The organism is Pseudomonas songnenensis (genome assembly GCF_003696315.1).
In the GTDB taxonomy this organism is placed as follows: domain Bacteria; phylum Pseudomonadota; class Gammaproteobacteria; order Pseudomonadales; family Pseudomonadaceae; genus Stutzerimonas; species Stutzerimonas songnenensis.
This window is the reverse complement of sequence record NZ_RFFN01000005.1, coordinates 1-16,061: the sequence shown is the minus strand read 5'-3', so window position 1 is coordinate 16,061 and position 16,061 is coordinate 1. Positions and strand designations below refer to the sequence as shown.

The window sequence follows — 16,061 nt, the reverse complement described above, 5'->3', positions numbered from 1 at the left end:
CCGGGCCGTCACAACCAGCGACGGACGCGCCCGCGATAGGCGCGGTAGTCGTCACCGAACAGCTCGGCCAGCAGGCGCTCCTCGTGCACGATCACGCCACGCTGCATGCAGTAGATCACAGCGGGAAACAGCAGCCACGGCCAGAGCGAACCCCAGAGCAGCGCGATACCACAGTAGATAAGGCTGTCGGCCAGGTAGATAGGATTACGCGAATAACGAAAGGGCCCCTCCTCCAGCAGCCGGGCGGGCTTGCCATATGGATTGACCGTGGTCTTGCGCCAAAGCATCAACAGCCCGGCCCAGAGCATCAGCAGCACGCCTGCGTCGATCAGGCCCCAGCCGAAATAGTCCGTCCAGATGTTTTGCGGCAGCGCGATCGGGATCACCGACTCGAGCAACCAGGCTGCTGCGAGAAACAGCAGGTAGATGACTGGCGGCGGCAGGATCACACCGGTGGCGCGCTTGAACATACCTCGAACTCCAGGCGGACAGATGATTGCAGTCTAGCGCGTCGAGCCCTTGCCGCGGCGACGAGGATCAAGCCGCCATCATCTGCCGGCAGCAGATAGCAGAAAGCCCGCTTTCGCGGGCTTTCGGGTGCAACGTGCGTACGCTTAGTTGCCGTATACCGGGAACTTGGCGCAGACCGCTTCGACCTTGCCACGGACCGCGTCGATCACCGACTCGTCGCCCATGTTGTCGAGGATGTCGCAGATCCAGCCGGCCAGATCGCGGCACTCGGTTTCACCGAAGCCACGAGTGGTAACGGCCGGAGTACCGATGCGCAGACCGGACGTCACGAACGGCGAACGCGGGTCGTTCGGCACGCTGTTCTTGTTCACGGTGATGTGGGCGTTGCCCAGGGCAGCATCCGCGTCCTTGCCGGTGATGTCCTGCTTGATCAGGCTGAGCAGGAACAGGTGGTTCTTGGTGCCGCCGGAAACCACGTCGAAGCCGCGCTGGATGAACACTTCGGCCATGGCCTGGGCATTCTTGACTACCTGCTGCTGATAGGCCTTGAACTCGGGCTGCAGCGCTTCCTTGAAGCACACGGCCTTGGCCGCGATGACGTGCTCCAGCGGGCCGCCCTGAGCACCGGGGAATACGGCGGAGTTGAGCTTCTTCTCGATCTCGGCGTTGGCGCGCGCCAGGATCAGGCCGCCGCGCGGCCCGCGCAGGGTCTTGTGGGTGGTGGTGGTGACGACGTCAGCGAAGGGCACCGGGTTCGGGTAGACGCCAGCGGCGACCAGACCGGCCACGTGCGCCATGTCGACGAACAGGTAGGCACCGACCTTGTCGGCGATGGCACGGAAGCGGGCGAAGTCCAGTACCTGCGAATAGGCGGAGAAACCGGCGACGATCATCTTCGGCTTGTGCTCGACGGCAAGACGCTCGACTTCGTCGTAGTCGATCAGGCCCTGGTCGTTGATGCCGTACTGCACGGCGTTGTACAGCTTGCCGGAGGAGGACACGCTGGCACCGTGGGTCAGGTGACCACCGTGGGCCAGGCTCATGCCGAGGATGGTGTCGCCCGCGCTGAGCAGTGCCAGGTAGACAGCGGCGTTGGCCTGGGAGCCGGCGTGCGGCTGGACGTTGGCGTAGTCGGCGCCGAACAGCTCCTTGGCGCGGTCGATGGCCAGCTGCTCGACCACATCGACGTACTCGCAACCGCCATAGTAGCGCTTGCCCGGATAACCTTCGGCGTACTTGTTGGTCAGCACCGAACCCTGGGCTTCCATCACCGCCGGGCTGGTGTAGTTCTCCGAGGCGATCAGCTCGATGTGGTCTTCCTGACGCTTGGCTTCCTGCTGCATGGCAGCGAAGAGATCGGCGTCGAAACGGGCGAGGGTCAAATCACGGCTGAACATGGCAGTCCTCTGAGATCAGCTGGCGGTATAAAGAGAGGCGCGGATTCTACCTCATCCGGCCGGTCACGGGTATGAGCGATAGTCATGTACAAGATGAGCAGCCGGCGGCCTCGACCCGTAGCCGCGGCCCGCGGCGGTTTGCCCTGACCGGTGCATTCGGGTAGCTTTGCGCCCTTTCCATGCCACCCGTTTTTTCGGCCCCCCACGGCCTGGGTCAGGCATCCTTCACCACTGTCACGGGCATTCGTTTCCATGGCTCAATACGTCTACACCATGCACCGGCTGAGCAAGGTCGTTCCGCCGAAGCGTGAGATCCTCAAGAACATCTCCCTGTCGTTCTTCCCCGGCGCCAAGATCGGCGTGCTCGGCCTGAACGGCGCCGGTAAATCCACCCTGCTGCGCATCATGGCCGGCGTCGACACCGAGTTCGACGGCGAGGCCCGCGCCATGCCAGGCATCAATGTCGGCTATCTGCCGCAGGAACCGCAGCTCGATCCGGAAAAGACCGTGCGCGAGGTCGTCGAGGAAGCGGTTGGTGTGATCAAGGACGCCCAGGCCCGCCTGGATGCCGTCTACGCCGCCTACGCCGAGCCGGATGCCGACTTCGATGCGCTGGCCGCCGAGCAGGCCAAGCTCGAAGCGATCCTGCAGGCATCCGACGGTCACAACCTGGAGCGTCAGCTGGAAGTCGCCGCCGATGCTCTGCGCCTGCCGGCCTGGGATGCCAAGGTCGCGCACCTGTCCGGCGGCGAGAAGCGCCGCGTCGCCCTGTGCCGCCTACTGCTGTCGGCCCCGGACATGTTGCTGCTGGACGAACCGACCAACCACCTGGACGCTGACTCGGTGGCCTGGCTGGAGCGTTTCCTCCATGACTTCCCGGGTACCGTGGTGGCGATCACCCACGACCGTTACTTCCTCGACAACGTCGCCGGCTGGATTCTCGAACTCGACCGCGGCGCGGGCATCCCGTACGAAGGCAACTATTCCGGCTGGCTGGAGGCCAAATCGGCCCGTCTGGCGCAGGAATCCAAGCAGCAGTCGGCCCATGAAAAGGCCATGAAGGAAGAACTGGAGTGGGTGCGCAAAGGCGCCAAGGCCCGCCAGTCGAAATCCAAGGCCCGTCTGCAGCGCTTCGAGGAAATGCAGTCGCAGGAATTCCAGAAACGCGCCGAGACCAACGAGATCTACATCCCGGCCGGCCCGCGCCTGGGTGACAAGGTCATCGAATTCAAGAACGTCACCAAGGGCTATGGTGACCGCGTACTGATCGACAACCTCTCCTTCAGCGTGCCGAAAGGCGCCATCGTTGGCGTGATCGGTGGCAACGGGGCCGGTAAGTCGACCCTGTTCCGCATGCTGATGGGCAAGGAAACCCCGGATTCCGGCAGCATCGAAATCGGCGATACCGTGCAGTTGGCCTGCGTGGACCAGAGCCGCGACGACCTGGACGGTAGCAAGACCGTATGGGAAGCGGTTTCCGATGGCCTGGACCAGATTCGCATCGGCAACTACGAGGTGCCATCGCGCGGTTACGTTGGCCGCTTCAACTTCAAGGGCGCTGATCAGCAGAAGTTCGTCAAGGATCTCTCCGGCGGTGAGCGCGGTCGTCTGCACCTGGCGCTGACCCTCAAGCAGGGCGCCAACGTGCTGCTGCTCGACGAACCGTCCAACGACCTCGACGTGGAAACCCTGCGCTCGCTGGAAGAGGCGCTGCTGGACTTCCCCGGCTCGGCCATCGTGATCTCCCACGATCGCTGGTTCCTCGACCGCGTCGCCACCCACATCCTCTCCTACGAGGACGATGGCGGTGTCGTGTTCTTCGAAGGCAACTACACCGAGTACGAAGCCGATCGCAAGAAGCGCCTCGGCGATGCTGCCTCCCAGCCGCACCGAGTCAGGTACAAGAAGCTCGCGCAGTAACTGTTGCAGCAGACGAACGGAGCCCATGCGGCTCCGTTCTTGCGTCAGAAAGACGACTATCGGCTAGTAGCAAAACGCCTTATGCCGGATAATTGCCGTTTTTCGATAACCGGCCGGCAACCAATACCGTGCCAACCGAGCGACAGAGGGAACTTCGCATGGCAGCCTTGGGACTGCGCGGCAAATCACTGCTGGCCCTGTTACTGAGCTGCCTCCTCGCATTCGCCTTTGCCGGGCTGATCGGTCGGGAGGCCTTGCTTGGCGTGCAGCACCGCTTCGGCGAGGCCTACGCGCGCAACGTCGTACAGCTCAATCGCGAACGCCTTTTCGCGCCGGTATCCCGCGAGCTGGCCCTTGCCCAACGACTCGCCGCCTCTCAGCTGACCGTTGCCTGGTTGCAGGCGGAAGACAGCCCGGCCAGCCGCGACATCTTTTTCAGAGAAGCCGCCGGCTACCAGCAAGCGTTCGGTGACCACGCATATTTCGCGGCCTCCGCCACCAGCAACCGCTATTACTCCAACGGCCCAGGCCAAGAGCCAAGCCAGGCGCCGCGCTACCTGATGAGTCCGGACAATCCCCGCGACGAGTGGTTCTACCAGACCCTGCAGACAACAACGCCCTACTCGATCAATGTTGACCGCTCTGTAGTCACCGGCGAGCTAAAGGTGTGGTTCAACGTGCAGGTGCGCGACGGCGACCGTCGTCTGGGCCTGGTCGGCTCGGGGATCGGTTTGCGCGCCTTTCTCGATGACTTCATCGAGTCCAGCAAGGTCGGAGTCGAGTCGATGGTGCTCGACACCTATGGCTCCATCCTGGTGCACCCGAACCAGAATCTGGTGACGCTGAATGCCGAGACGGCCCGCGGGCGCTCGCTATCGACCAACGTGCTAGGGCTGCTCGATGACATCAGCGCCGCCACGGCGGTCCGCCAGGCGATGGCCGACAGCCGCGAGGCGCCTGGAACGGTCGCGACACTGCGCGTCACCCTGGACGGTGCGCCGCGCCTTCTGGCGCTGAGCTGGATACCGGAATTGCAATGGTTCGTTGCCAGCTCCGTCGATCTCGGCACGGCACAGGTGGTCGAGGTACGCCCGCTGCTACCCGCCATCGGCCTGTTCCTGGTGCTCTTCCTGCTGCTGATCGGCGGCGGTGCCTGGCTGGTCGAAAAGCGCGTGCTCAAGCCGCTGCGCCAGCTGCGCCGCGGCGCCCAGGCGCTGGCGGCCGGACAGTACGATGTCGCGTTGCCACTCGGCCGCAAGGACGAGATCGGCGAGCTGAGCGCTGCCTTCGGCAGCATGGCGCAGACGGTTCGCAGCCACACCAGCGAACTGGAAAACCGCGTGCGCGAACGCACCCAGGAACTGGAGCGAGCGAACCGCGACATGGCGGCCGCGCACAAGAAGATCGACGACTCGATCGACTATGCCAGCCTTATCCAGCGCGCCATCCTGCCCAATCGGCAGTTGGTCAGCGCCATGGGCGATCGTCATGCGGTGCTCTGGCGGCCACGTGATGTCGTCGGTGGCGACTTCTATGTCTACCGGGCCGATGAACGGGGTTGCCTGTTTGGCGTGGTCGATTGTGCCGGGCATGGCGTGCCGGGCGCGCTGATGACCATGCTCGCCCACGCGGCCATCGACCAGGCGCTCGGCACGACCGGCCTGGATGATCCGGCAGCCGCGCTATCGCGTACCGACGCGATCGTTCGCAGCATGCTGCGAGAAGAGGACGACGCCCACGCGCTGGCTACCAACATGGACATCGGCCTGGCCTACGTCGACCTGCAGCAACGCGAGGTGCGCTACGCCGGAGCGAAGATCGCGCTGTATTACTGCGACGGCGAGGAGGTACAGGAAGTCCGCGCCGCTCGACGCGCGATCGGTGACAAGCGCATCGGCGAGTACCACAACACCAGCGTCAAACTGCAGCCAGGGCGGACGTTCTACATGACCACCGACGGTTTCCTCGACCAGGCGGGTGGCGAACAGGGGTACGGCTTCGGCAACAGCCGCTTCGCCAGCATGCTCCAGGCGCACGCCAGACTCCCACTGGCCGAACAGGGCGAAGCTTTCAGCCGTGCGCTGGCGCACTATCAGGGTGATTATCCGCAGCGCGACGACATCACGATGTTATGTTTCCGTTTCGATTGAGACAGGGAGTTGGCAATGGCCCCCATTGACATGTTCGCGATGCGCGAATGCTACAACCAGCAACAGATCATGTTGTGCTTCAACGGCCCTATCTCGCGCAGCCTGATCGAAGAGATAGGCAACGCGCTGCGCAATTACATGGCCGAAGAACAGGCCCACCCGTCATCGGCCATGGACGTATTCGCCGTCTACATCGAGATGACGCAGAACATTCGTCACTACACCCGCGAGAAGAACTGGTCCGATCAGCAGGCGGGCGCCACGGTGGTGGTGTCACGCGACGACCAGGGCCGCTATGTCGTCTCGGCGGGCAACCTGATCGAAACCGCCGACGGCCAGTTGCTGCTCGGTGCAGTGGCCGAACTGGCGAAGAAGAACAAGGCGGAACTGAAGGCGCTGTACAAGGAACAATTGCGCCGGCCACGCGACGAACATGTGACCTCCGGCGCAGGGCTGGGGCTGATCGATATAGCGCGCAAATCCAGCGAGCCCCTCAAGGCCTCGCTGCAACCGGTTTCCGACGAGCTTTCCTTCATCAGTCTGAGCGCCGTCATCTGACCTCCAAGAGCATCCACATGAACGATTTCTCCATCCCCGGCAGCCAATCCACCCCAGCCATTCATTCGGACTGGGAAAAAGGTGTCGTCTCGATGCAGGGCGATTCCTATCCGGAAAACTCTTATGAACTGTTCCATCAGGTCTATGACTGGATCGAGCGCTTCCTCGGCCAGGCCTCGCACCCGCTCGCCCTCGAACTGCGTCTGCTGTACCTCAACACCAGCAGCATCAAGGCGATGATGGACATCTTCGACCTGCTTGAAGCGGCCTATCAGGATGGCCGTCAGGTGGCCGTCAACTGGTACTACGACATCCGCAACGAGCGTGTGGTAGAGCTGGCCGAAGAGTTCAAGGAAGACTGCACCTTCCCCTTTTCCATCCAGAGTCACGACTGACAGAAGGTTGATATGCGTGGGCCATCGCCGCTAGAGCAAGAGGTTGCCAATCTCCTCGCCGATCCGCAGTTCGAGGGTCATCCGTTGAAGGAGGCCCTGAGCCAGCTGTGGGGAGCCCACCACGACCTGCTCGGACGCATCGAGCGGATCGCCCGTGTCTCGGACGGCTACCAGAGCATTGCGCGCGAGCGCGAAATGAGTCTGGCTGCACGCTTCGACAAGCAGTTGCGGCAGTTGGAGAAGGTCGCGCGCATCTCCGATCGCTATCAACTGATGATGCACGACCTGAACGCCTCCCTGCGCGAAGCCTCGACACTCGACTCGCTGACCGGCATCGCCAATCGCCGCCTGCTGACCGAACGCCTGCGCGAGGAAAGCGAGCGGGCCAAACGCTATGCGCGCCCGCTGGCAGTGGTCATGCTGGATATCGACCGCTTCAAGCTGATCAACGACGAACACGGTCATGAAGTCGGTGACCGGGTATTGATTGAAGTGGTCCGCGTCATGGAAGCGGAAATTCGCGAACAGGACCTCTGTGGTCGCTGGGGCGGCGAAGAGTTTTTGATCCTGATGCCCGAGTGCACCGCACCTACCGCCGGCGCGGTCATGGCCCGCCTGGGAGAGAGCATCAGCGCGCTCGGCGTGCGAGTGAACGACAACCTGCTGGGCGTCACCGCGAGCATGGGCATCGCCGAACTACGTGCCGAGGAAACCTACTCGAGCACCATCAATCGGGCCGACTTCGCGCTGCTGCGCGCCAAGCGCAGCGGGCGCAACCGCTGCGAGCTGGCCGACTGATCTCCCGAAGACGTCTCTTTTCCTGCACAAAAACGACGCACCGCATGCGTCATTTTGGGCGCGAAGGGCGGCACACGCTTGATTCAAATCGGCCATAAACCCTGAGCTAGGCGAGTTCCCCGTTCCTCCCTCGCCGCACACAAGAACGCACCATTGACTGGCAACTCAGACCCATGTCGCACTTCCGCGGTGCGAAGCAGGTTTGTTACAGTCGCGCGCCAAAAAATTATTAATGACTGCCAATGCGCGGTCGCCGAGGGCCTACTGATGATCGAAACCGTTGATGCCTTTCTCGCCCGCCTGAAGCAACGCGACCCACACCAACCCGAGTTCCACCAGGCTGTGGAAGAAGTGGTTCGCAGCCTCTGGCCATTCCTCGAAGCCCATCCGCACTACATGCAGGCCGGCATCATCGAACGCATGGTCGAACCGGAACGCGCCATCATCTTCCGCGTGCCGTGGGTCGACGATCAGGGCCGCGTCCAGGTCAACCGCGGGTTCCGCATCCAGATGAACAGCGCCATCGGCCCATACAAGGGCGGCCTGCGCTTCCATCCATCAGTGAACATCGGCGTACTCAAGTTTCTCGCCTTCGAGCAGGTCTTCAAGAACTCGCTCACCTCGCTGCCCATGGGCGGCGGCAAGGGCGGTTCGGACTTCAACCCGAAGGGCAAGAGCGACAATGAAGTGATGCGCTTCTGCCAGTCGTTCATGAGCGAGCTGTACCGCCACATCGGCGCGGATCTCGACGTGCCGGCCGGTGACATCGGCGTTGGCGGCCGCGAGATCGGTTTCCTGTTCGGCCAGTACAAGCGCCTGTCCAACCAGTTCACCTCGGTGCTGACCGGCAAGGGCCTGCCCTACGGCGGCAGCCTGATCCGCCCGGAAGCCACCGGCTACGGCTGCGTGTATTTCGCCGAGGAAATGCTCAAGAACACCCACAGCAGCTTCGAAGGCAAGCGTGTCTCGATTTCCGGCTCCGGCAACGTGGCGCAGTACGCCGCGCAGAAGGTCATGGAACTGGGCGGCCGGGTCATCTCGCTGTCCGACTCCGGCGGTACCCTGCACTTCCCGGATGGTCTGACGGGCGAGCAGTGGGACTACCTGATGGACCTGAAAAACGTCCGCCGCGGCCGTCTCGAGGAGATGGGCGCACATTTCGGCGTGACCTACCTGGCCGATCAGCGCCCGTGGAGCCTGCCGTGCGATATCGCCCTGCCCTGCGCCACGCAGAACGAGCTGGACGGCGAAGACGCCCGCATGCTGCTGAAGAATGGCTGCGTCTGCGTCGCCGAAGGCGCCAACATGCCGTCGACGTTGGAAGCAGTGGACCTGTTCCTCGAGGCCGGCATCCTCTACGCGCCGGGCAAGGCATCCAATGCCGGTGGCGTGGCCTGTAGCGGCCTGGAAATGAGCCAGAACGCCATGCGCCTGCACTGGACTGCCGGCGAAGTGGACACCAAGCTGCACAGCATCATGCAGTCGATCCACCACGCCTGCGTCGCCCACGGCGAGGAGAATGGCCGGATCAACTACGTCAAGGGCGCCAACATCGCCGGCTTCGTCAAGGTTGCCGATGCCATGCTGGCCCAGGGCGTCGTTTAACCGCGCCAGCGGCACGCCACGAGAAAAGCCCCTGCCGGATCGTCCGGCAGGGGCTTTTTGCTTTCCTGCTGGTGACCTTGAAGCTTGTGCCGGGACGCCGGGACGCCGCATCGGTGCTCGCCTACCAGTAGTTCTCCACCGCCACCTGGCCGGGCCTGCGGGTCATCGCCAGGTTCAGATCACGGGCTTTCAATACGGCGCGCGTGTCCTCGATCATCTGCGGGTTGCCGCAGAGCATGATCCGCGAATGCTCCGGCGTCAGCTGCAGATCGGCGGCGCGCTCCAGTTCGCCGTTCTCGATCAGCGTGGTGATGCGCCCATGCAGCGCGCCGGGCACCCGTTCGCGCGTGACGACCGGCAGGTACAGCAGCTTCGCGCCCAGACCTTCCAGATAGTCGCGCTGAGGCAGTTCTGCGATCAGCTGCTGATAGGCCAGTTCGCGGGCCTCGCGCACGCTGTAGACGAGAATGATGCGCTCGAAGCGCTGCCAGGCCTCGAAGTCCTGCAGGATCGACAGAAACGGGGCGATCCCGGTGCCGGTGGCCAGCAGCCAGAGGTCACGACCATCGGGAAAGCGATCCAGCGTCAGGAAGCCGAAGGCCTGCTTGTCCACCAGCAACTCGTCACCCACCTCGAGCCGGCTCAGCTCGCTGGTGAATTCGCCGTCCGGCACCACGATGGAGAAGAAATCGAGAAACTCGTCGTGCGGCGCCGAAACCATCGAATAGGCACGCCAGACGATACAGCCGCTGGGCTTGCGCACGCCGAGGCGGGCGAACTGCCCGGCGCTGAAACGAAAGCCGGGGTCGCGGCTGGTGCGCAGGGTGAACAGGTTGGGCGTCAGCGTCTGCACCTCGAGCAGGCGCTGGCGGGTGAACTTCTCTTCGCTGGCGGTCATACTTCGCTCCCTCCGAGCATCAGTGGACACTTACGTGGCGCCCCGTGAACTCTTGATACTCCTTTCCGACGCCCACAAACACCGCCAGTTCTCATGCCTATTCTCGACACCCCGTACGCCAGCCTCGACCTGATCCGCCAGCCGGAGCAGCCCAATGAGCCGTTGCAGGCCTTCGACGCCGCCGACGAATACCTGCTCGCCACGCTGCATGAACAGCGTCTGCCGGCCGCCACGCGGGTGCTGATTCTCAATGACAGCTTCGGCGCGCTGGCCTGTGCGCTGGCCGCGCATGTCGAAGTGACCAGCAGCGGCGACTCGCATCTGGCCCACCTGGCGCTGCAGAAGAACCTGGCACGCAACGACCTGCCGGCCGAACGCGTGCGTTTCGTTCCCGCCAGCGAGGTCGCCGAGGGCCCGTTCGATTTGGTGCTGATCCGCGTACCGAAAACCCTTGCCCTGCTGGAAGAGCAGCTGATCCGTCTGCACGGCCAGCTGGCGCCCGGCGCGCAGGTGATCGCGGCGGCGATGATCAAGCACCTGCCGCGTGCCGCCGGCGATCTGCTGGAGCAGTACATCGGCCCGGTGCAGGCCTCGCTGGCGGTAAAGAAGGCCCGCCTGCTCAGCGCAACGCCGGTCGATAAACCGGCGCCGCGGTCGCCCTACCCGACCCGCTACCAGCTCGAACAGCCAAAACTGGAGCTGCTCAACCACGCCAACCTGTTCTGTCGCGAAGGGCTGGACATCGGCACCCGCGCCTTTCTGCCACATCTGCCGCAGGCACTCGGTGCGCTGCGCGTCGCCGATCTTGGCTGCGGCAACGGCGTGCTCGGCATCGTCTACGCGCTGGGCAACCTGCAGGCGGAACTGACCCTGGTGGACGAGAGCTACATGGCGGTGCAATCGGCGCGGGAGAACTGGCAAGCAATCCATGGCCAGCGCCCGGTCGAGATTCGCGCCGGCGACGGCCTGGCCGAGCAACCGCCGGCCTCGCTGGACCTGGTGCTGTGCAATCCGCCGTTCCACCAGCAGCAGGTGGTCGGCGATTTCCTCGCCTGGCGCATGTTCACCCAGGCCAAGGCGGCACTGACCAAGGGCGGTGAGCTGTGGATCGTCGGCAATCGCCACCTCGGCTATCACCTCAAGCTCAAGCGTCTGTTCGGCAATGCCGAGCAGGTCGCCGCCACACCGAAGTTCGTCATTCTGCGGTCGATCAAGGCATGAGCGAGGCGCCGGTCCGCCTCAGCATCCGGCAGTTCGCCGCACGTACCGGGCTGTCCGCCGACACGCTGCGCTATTACGAGAAGATCGGCCTGCTACGGCAGGTCACTCGGGATGCCAGCGGTTTTCGCGTCTATGGCCCACGCGACCTGGAGTGGATCGGCTTCATCCTGCGCCTGAAAGACACCGGCATGCCCTTGGAAGACATCATCCGCTACGCCGATCTGCGCGAATGCGGCGATACCACGCTGGCGGCGCGCCAGATGTTGCTCGAGCAGCACGCTGCCAGGCTGCACGAACGCATCCAGCGCGACCATGAGCATCTCGACGCGTTGCGCGCGAAGATCGCCCTGTATTGCCAGCAAACTTCCGCTTGACCTGGAGCTGACTCCAACCCGCAGGCTTTCCTCTAGCCCATCAAGAGGAACGCTCCATGCCTGCATCGACCCGCTACACAAACGGCCTGGCCAAGCTCGAAGAAATTGACGGCGAAGCCGGGCGCAAGGTCATCGACAGCCTGCAAGCCATCGCACCGGACCTGGCGCGCTACGTGATCGAGTTTCCCTTCGGCGACATCTATCAGCGCCCCGGCCTGGACCTCCCCCAGCGCGAGCTGGCGACCGTGGCGGCGCTTACCGCGCTCGGCCACTGCCAACCGCAGCTGGCGGTGCACGTTCACGGCGCGCTGAATGTCGGCTGCACGCCGGAGCAGATCGTCGAAGTGGTCATCCAGATGGCGGTTTATGCGGGCTTCCCGGCGGCACTCAATGGCATGCACACCGTCAAGGCGGTATTCGCCGAACGAGGTTTGCTGCCGACCGGCAACGCCAACGAATGACCAACCGCCGGGACCGCCCTCGCTGCAGGCGCGGCTCAGTTCGGCCGCGCCTCGCTCAGCAACGCCTTGCTGATCGCCTGGCCGACCTGTTCGAACAGGCGGCCGGCTTCCTTGCCTTCGTCCAGGCCTTCGGCGCAGGCCACCACGACGATCGCACGGCGCTCGTCCTGCGGCTCGATCACGCCCACATGGCAGGCGCGTTCCAGCTGCGTGCCGGTCTTCTGGATGAAGGGCACGTCCTCCGGCAGCCCGGCCTCGAGCCGGTAGTTGTCATAGGAATCGAGCTTCATGAAGCCGTACAGCAGATCGCGGCTCTCGGCCGACAGCAACTCCCCGCGCACCAGTTTTTCCAGCATCGTGCCGTAGGCCACCAGGCTGCTGGAGTTGAGCTGGCGGGCGTAGTAGCGCTCGTAGGCCTGCTCCATGCTTGCCGCCTTCAACTCGTCCTGCTGCAGATTGAGTACCCGCGCCAGCGCCTCATAACGCGGCTTGCTGAACGGCGCTGAGGCCAGCTCCACCAGCTGCATGTTGTCCAGCTGGGCGGCATCGGGATGTACCTCGCCGTATACGTCGCGCCGCACCTGGGTAAAGCTGGTGATGGCCTCGAAGTCGCCGCCCATGCTCTTGCGGGTGCGCTGGTTGAGCGCATCCTCGCCGACCAGGCGGATCAGCATGTTGGCGGCCGTGTTGTCGCTTTCGATGAGCATTTCCCTGAGCAGGTCGCGCAGCGAGTAATCGACGCCGTTGTCCTGCCAGACCAGATCGCCGGAGCCGTCCACCTTGTCCTCCGCCTCCAGCGTCAGCCGCTGATCGAGGCGAAACTCGTCATCGTCGACGCCCTGCAGCACGGCCAGCGCGATCGGCACCTTCACTGCCGAGCCCAGGTACCAGAAGCGCTCGGCGTCGTAGCGCAGCTCAGCGTCCTCGCCCAGATGCTTGATGTACACGCCGAGCTTGCCCGGCGACGCCTCGTCGACGCGGCGCAGCTCCTGCTCCAGCCCATCCTTCCAGGTCGCCTCGGCCTGTTCGGTGCAGGCCGTCAGGCCGGCCAGTGGCACCAGCAGTGCGCCCAACGCGATCAATCTGCTCATCTTCGAATCAACCCCGCTGCGGCGACGGCCTCGCCGGTGCCACGCAATGCCCGCTCGGCCTGGGCGGTAGAGGCCACCCCGCGCACGCAGGCGACAATGATCAGGCGCTGGGACGTCGAGTCCGCCGCGCCTGGCTGGTCCACCAGCCCGGCATCGCAGATGCGCGCGCGCTGGGTGCCGGTCTTGTGAGCGAACCCGGTGCCGGACGGCAGGCCAGCCTTGATTCGCCGCCCGCCGGTCTCGACCCGGCGCATCACGCTCAGCAGGTACTCGGTGCTCGCCGGCCCCAGCGCGGTGCCGGCATCGAGTGCCGAGAGCAGATCGCCATAGGCCTTCAGCGTGCCGGAGTTGAACGGCGTGGCGTAGTAACGCTCGTAGGCCTCGCCGAGGCTGATGGGCACCAGCGCGCTGCGCTCCACGCCGATCAGCCGCGGCAGCAAGGCCAGGCGGCCGGCGTCGTTCGGCTGCCGCTTGAGGGCGAGAAAATCCTTACCGGACAGGGTGCGCGCCGCCGGATGCAGTTCGCCGTAGATCAGCCGTCGCACATCGGCCAGGGTGGTGATCGGCCCGAAGCCCTCGGGCACCAGCTCGCGGGTGACCGCATTGACCTGGTCGATGCCGACCAGCCTGATCAGCATGTCGCTGGCGGTGTTGTCGCTGTGGATCAGCATCTGGTCCAGCAGATAGCGCACGCTCAGCGCCTTGCCCGGCGCATGGCTGTTGGTCGGGCCGGCACCGTCGACATAGTCGCTGGCAAGCAGGGTCACCGGGCTGTCCAGCGTCAAGTCGTCCTGCTCGACACGGCGCATCACCGCGATGGCAATCGGCACCTTGACCGTCGAGGCCAGGTACCAGGCGTCTTCGCCGTGGTAGGAGACCGAGATGCCGGTCTGCATGTCCTTGACGTAGACGCCCAGTTGCCCCGGTGTCTGCCTGTCCACCTGCGCCAGGCGCGCCAGGAACGGGCCGCTCCATTCGATGCTGTCCTGCGCCACGGCGCGCTGGGCGAGCGACAGCGTGATCAGCAGCAGACACAGAGCGGCGAACGGTGAACGAAGCTGGGCGGGCAACAACATGGGCCTCCGGATCGAATGGTGCATTTCCCACCTATCCGACCACCGGCGCTGGCGGGCGTGCGCCGGGTCCCGATTACCGGTGCAGCGCAACCGCTGGCGTCGATGCGAGTCCGATGACTATCAACCGACGCAGGAGTGGAGCAGTGGCGCGCACCGAACATTTCATCGGACTGGAGTGGCTGCGCTTTCTGCTGGCCATCTATGTCGTGCTGTTCCATACCGTGCACGCCTACGTCGAGGACGAGCCGACTTGGCTCTCGGAGCTGGCCGGCGTCGGCTTCTTCGCCACCAGCAGCTTCTTCGTCCTCTCCGGCTTTCTGCTGGCGCACGTCTATTGTCGGCAGGGCGAACTGCGCGAGCCGGCGCGGCATTTCCTCGGCAAACGCCTGGCCAACCTCTACCCGCTGCACCTGTTCTCGCTGCTGCTGACGGCCATCGTGCTGACCATCATCGCCAAGCTAGGCATTCCGCCGGACGACGCCAAGGCGAGCCTGCGCTATGTGGTCTACGACACCAACGAGGAGCTCAGCGGCGAGGCCCGCGACGCCCTCGAGTACTTCATGAACAACCGCGAGCTGGCGTTCAACTTCGTTCTGCAGCTGCTGATGCTGCATGCCTGGAACCCGCTGTACCTGACGTTCAACCCGCCGCTGTGGTCGATCTCCACGCTGTTCTTCTTCTACCTGTGCTTCCCGCTGCTGGCACCGCGCCTGATGCGCCTGCGCCACAAGGGCTGGTGGCTGCTGGCAATCGCCGCGCTCTACCTGCTGCCGCCGCTGTGGGCGATCCAGCAGGATGCCTACGGCATTCCCGTCACCGGCATGCTGCACCGCATGCCGCTGCTGCGGCTGCCGGAATTTCTCGCCGGCATTCTGCTCTGCGGGCTGTTCCGCGAATGGCGAGCGGCCGGCGGGCAACTCGGCATCGCAGCACGGCTGGCACTGGGGGCCTTCGTGCTGGTGAGCTTTCTGGCCACGGTGTGGCTGCTCAAGGGCGAACGCTACTGGTATTTCCTGTTGCACAACGGCCTGCTGCTGCCGGCACAACTGGCGCTGGTCTGGCTCTGCGCGCTGATCGCCACGCCACGCAGTGCCGCAGTGGTCGGCTGGTCACAGCGCCTGGGCGCCGCCTCGTTGCCGCTGTTCGTGCTGCATGTGCCGGTGTTCATCCTCTTCTCGCGCTCGGAGAAGCTGCTCGGGGCGGTATCGGCCGAATGCCTCGACGACTGGGCCGATTGCGTGGCTCAGGCGGGGGAACTGGCGCTGACGCCGGCCTTCTATCCGCTGTATCTGGGATTGTGCATCGTGGTGTGCGTGCTGGCGCAGGAACGGGCGGTGGTGCCGGTGAGGCAGTTCCTGCTGAGGCGGGTATTGAAGGTTTGATGCAGGGGCGCGTGAAGTCGCATGCCCATGCGCGCCAGAAAAAGCGAAGAAAGATCGCGACCGAAAACCTACAGGCACACTCGGCCCCCATTCCCCGTCAGGAGGCCGAGCGTAGGCGCTGCGTAGGGGGGCGCGAGGCAGGACGCCGAGCGAGGAGTGAAGGGACAGAGACGTCCCTTCGCGACGGCCCCCGGAGCAACGCCGGAGGGAGGGAAGTTTTGCGAAGTAAAACCCGGATGCCGGGTGGCCTTCTTTTTGGTTACT

At 64.3% G+C, this 16,061-nt stretch carries 15 protein-coding genes; 10 read left to right on the top strand and 5 right to left on the bottom strand.

Annotation, left to right across the window (positions count from 1 at the left end; translation table 11 throughout):
- Positions 1–8: 8 nt before the first annotated feature.
- Together EA798_RS14030 and glyA are read right to left on the bottom strand one after the other, a co-directional pair.
- Entirely contained in the window at positions 9–470 is a 462-nt protein-coding gene (locus EA798_RS14030) for a methyltransferase family protein (RefSeq protein ID WP_106155804.1), read from the bottom strand.
- Positions 471–614: 144 nt separating this feature from the next.
- Positions 615–1,868: a serine hydroxymethyltransferase gene (gene glyA / locus EA798_RS14025; RefSeq protein ID WP_111481738.1), complete on the bottom strand. Its 1,254-nt coding sequence runs from the start codon at positions 1,866–1,868 to the stop codon at positions 615–617.
- A 252-nt stretch (positions 1,869–2,120) separates the two neighbouring features.
- Here glyA and ettA point away from each other — a divergent pair, with 252 nt between their 5' ends.
- The 6 genes from ettA to gdhA all read left to right on the top strand — a co-directional run bounded on the left by ettA (position 2,121) and on the right by gdhA (position 9,294).
- Complete coding sequence (gene ettA, locus EA798_RS14015; RefSeq protein ID WP_106155807.1) at positions 2,121–3,788, top strand: energy-dependent translational throttle protein EttA; 1,668 nt, start codon at positions 2,121–2,123, stop codon at positions 3,786–3,788.
- A gap of 158 nt (positions 3,789–3,946) precedes the next feature.
- Positions 3,947–5,938, top strand: a complete 1,992-nt coding sequence (gene siaA, locus EA798_RS14010; protein ID WP_122099355.1) for a biofilm regulation protein phosphatase SiaA — start codon at positions 3,947–3,949, stop codon at positions 5,936–5,938.
- Positions 5,939–5,953: 15 nt separating this feature from the next.
- The gene (gene siaB, locus EA798_RS14005; RefSeq protein WP_015278146.1) at positions 5,954–6,496 is read left to right on the top strand and encodes a biofilm regulation protein kinase SiaB; all 543 of its coding nucleotides are present in this window, start codon (positions 5,954–5,956) and stop codon (positions 6,494–6,496) included.
- A 17-nt stretch (positions 6,497–6,513) separates the two neighbouring features.
- Positions 6,514–6,891 (top strand): biofilm regulation phosphoprotein SiaC, encoded by a 378-nt coding sequence (gene siaC / locus EA798_RS14000; protein ID WP_106155809.1) that lies wholly within the window; start codon positions 6,514–6,516, stop codon positions 6,889–6,891.
- Between the two features lie 12 nt (positions 6,892–6,903).
- The gene (gene siaD, locus EA798_RS13995) at positions 6,904–7,689 is read left to right on the top strand and encodes a biofilm regulation diguanylate cyclase SiaD (protein ID WP_106155810.1); all 786 of its coding nucleotides are present in this window, start codon (positions 6,904–6,906) and stop codon (positions 7,687–7,689) included.
- Positions 7,690–7,956: 267 nt separating this feature from the next.
- A complete protein-coding gene (gdhA, locus tag EA798_RS13990; protein WP_106155811.1) occupies positions 7,957–9,294 on the top strand; it encodes an NADP-specific glutamate dehydrogenase in 1,338 nt (445 codons plus the stop codon).
- Between the two features lie 121 nt (positions 9,295–9,415).
- Here the strand turns inward: gdhA and EA798_RS13985 are convergent, their stop codons facing one another.
- A complete protein-coding gene (locus EA798_RS13985) occupies positions 9,416–10,192 on the bottom strand; it encodes a ferredoxin--NADP reductase (protein ID WP_122099354.1) in 777 nt (258 codons plus the stop codon).
- A 93-nt stretch (positions 10,193–10,285) separates the two neighbouring features.
- Here EA798_RS13985 and EA798_RS13980 point away from each other — a divergent pair, with 93 nt between their 5' ends.
- Genes EA798_RS13980 through EA798_RS13970 form a run of 3 tightly spaced genes read left to right on the top strand, consistent with a single transcriptional unit; the run spans position 10,286 to position 12,248 of the window.
- On the top strand, positions 10,286–11,413 hold the full coding sequence (locus tag EA798_RS13980; RefSeq protein WP_122099353.1) for a methyltransferase: 1,128 nt from the start codon (positions 10,286–10,288) through the stop codon (positions 11,411–11,413).
- The gene (locus EA798_RS13975) at positions 11,410–11,787 is read left to right on the top strand and encodes a MerR family transcriptional regulator (protein WP_122099352.1); all 378 of its coding nucleotides are present in this window, start codon (positions 11,410–11,412) and stop codon (positions 11,785–11,787) included. The genes EA798_RS13980 and EA798_RS13975 overlap by 4 nt, the downstream gene beginning before the upstream one ends.
- 56 nt (positions 11,788–11,843) lie before the next feature.
- The gene (locus tag EA798_RS13970) at positions 11,844–12,248 is read left to right on the top strand and encodes a carboxymuconolactone decarboxylase family protein (protein WP_106155815.1); all 405 of its coding nucleotides are present in this window, start codon (positions 11,844–11,846) and stop codon (positions 12,246–12,248) included.
- A gap of 35 nt (positions 12,249–12,283) precedes the next feature.
- Here the strand turns inward: EA798_RS13970 and EA798_RS13965 are convergent, their stop codons facing one another.
- Positions 12,284–13,339: a serine hydrolase gene (locus EA798_RS13965; RefSeq protein WP_244221277.1), complete on the bottom strand. Its 1,056-nt coding sequence runs from the start codon at positions 13,337–13,339 to the stop codon at positions 12,284–12,286.
- Positions 13,336–14,415, bottom strand: coding sequence for a serine hydrolase (locus EA798_RS13960; protein ID WP_045631822.1), 1,080 nt, complete (start codon positions 14,413–14,415; stop codon positions 13,336–13,338). The genes EA798_RS13965 and EA798_RS13960 overlap by 4 nt, the downstream gene beginning before the upstream one ends.
- A gap of 143 nt (positions 14,416–14,558) precedes the next feature.
- Here EA798_RS13960 and EA798_RS13955 point away from each other — a divergent pair, with 143 nt between their 5' ends.
- Positions 14,559–15,797: an acyltransferase family protein gene (locus tag EA798_RS13955; protein WP_122099351.1), complete on the top strand. Its 1,239-nt coding sequence runs from the start codon at positions 14,559–14,561 to the stop codon at positions 15,795–15,797.
- Positions 15,798–16,061 lie beyond the last annotated feature (264 nt).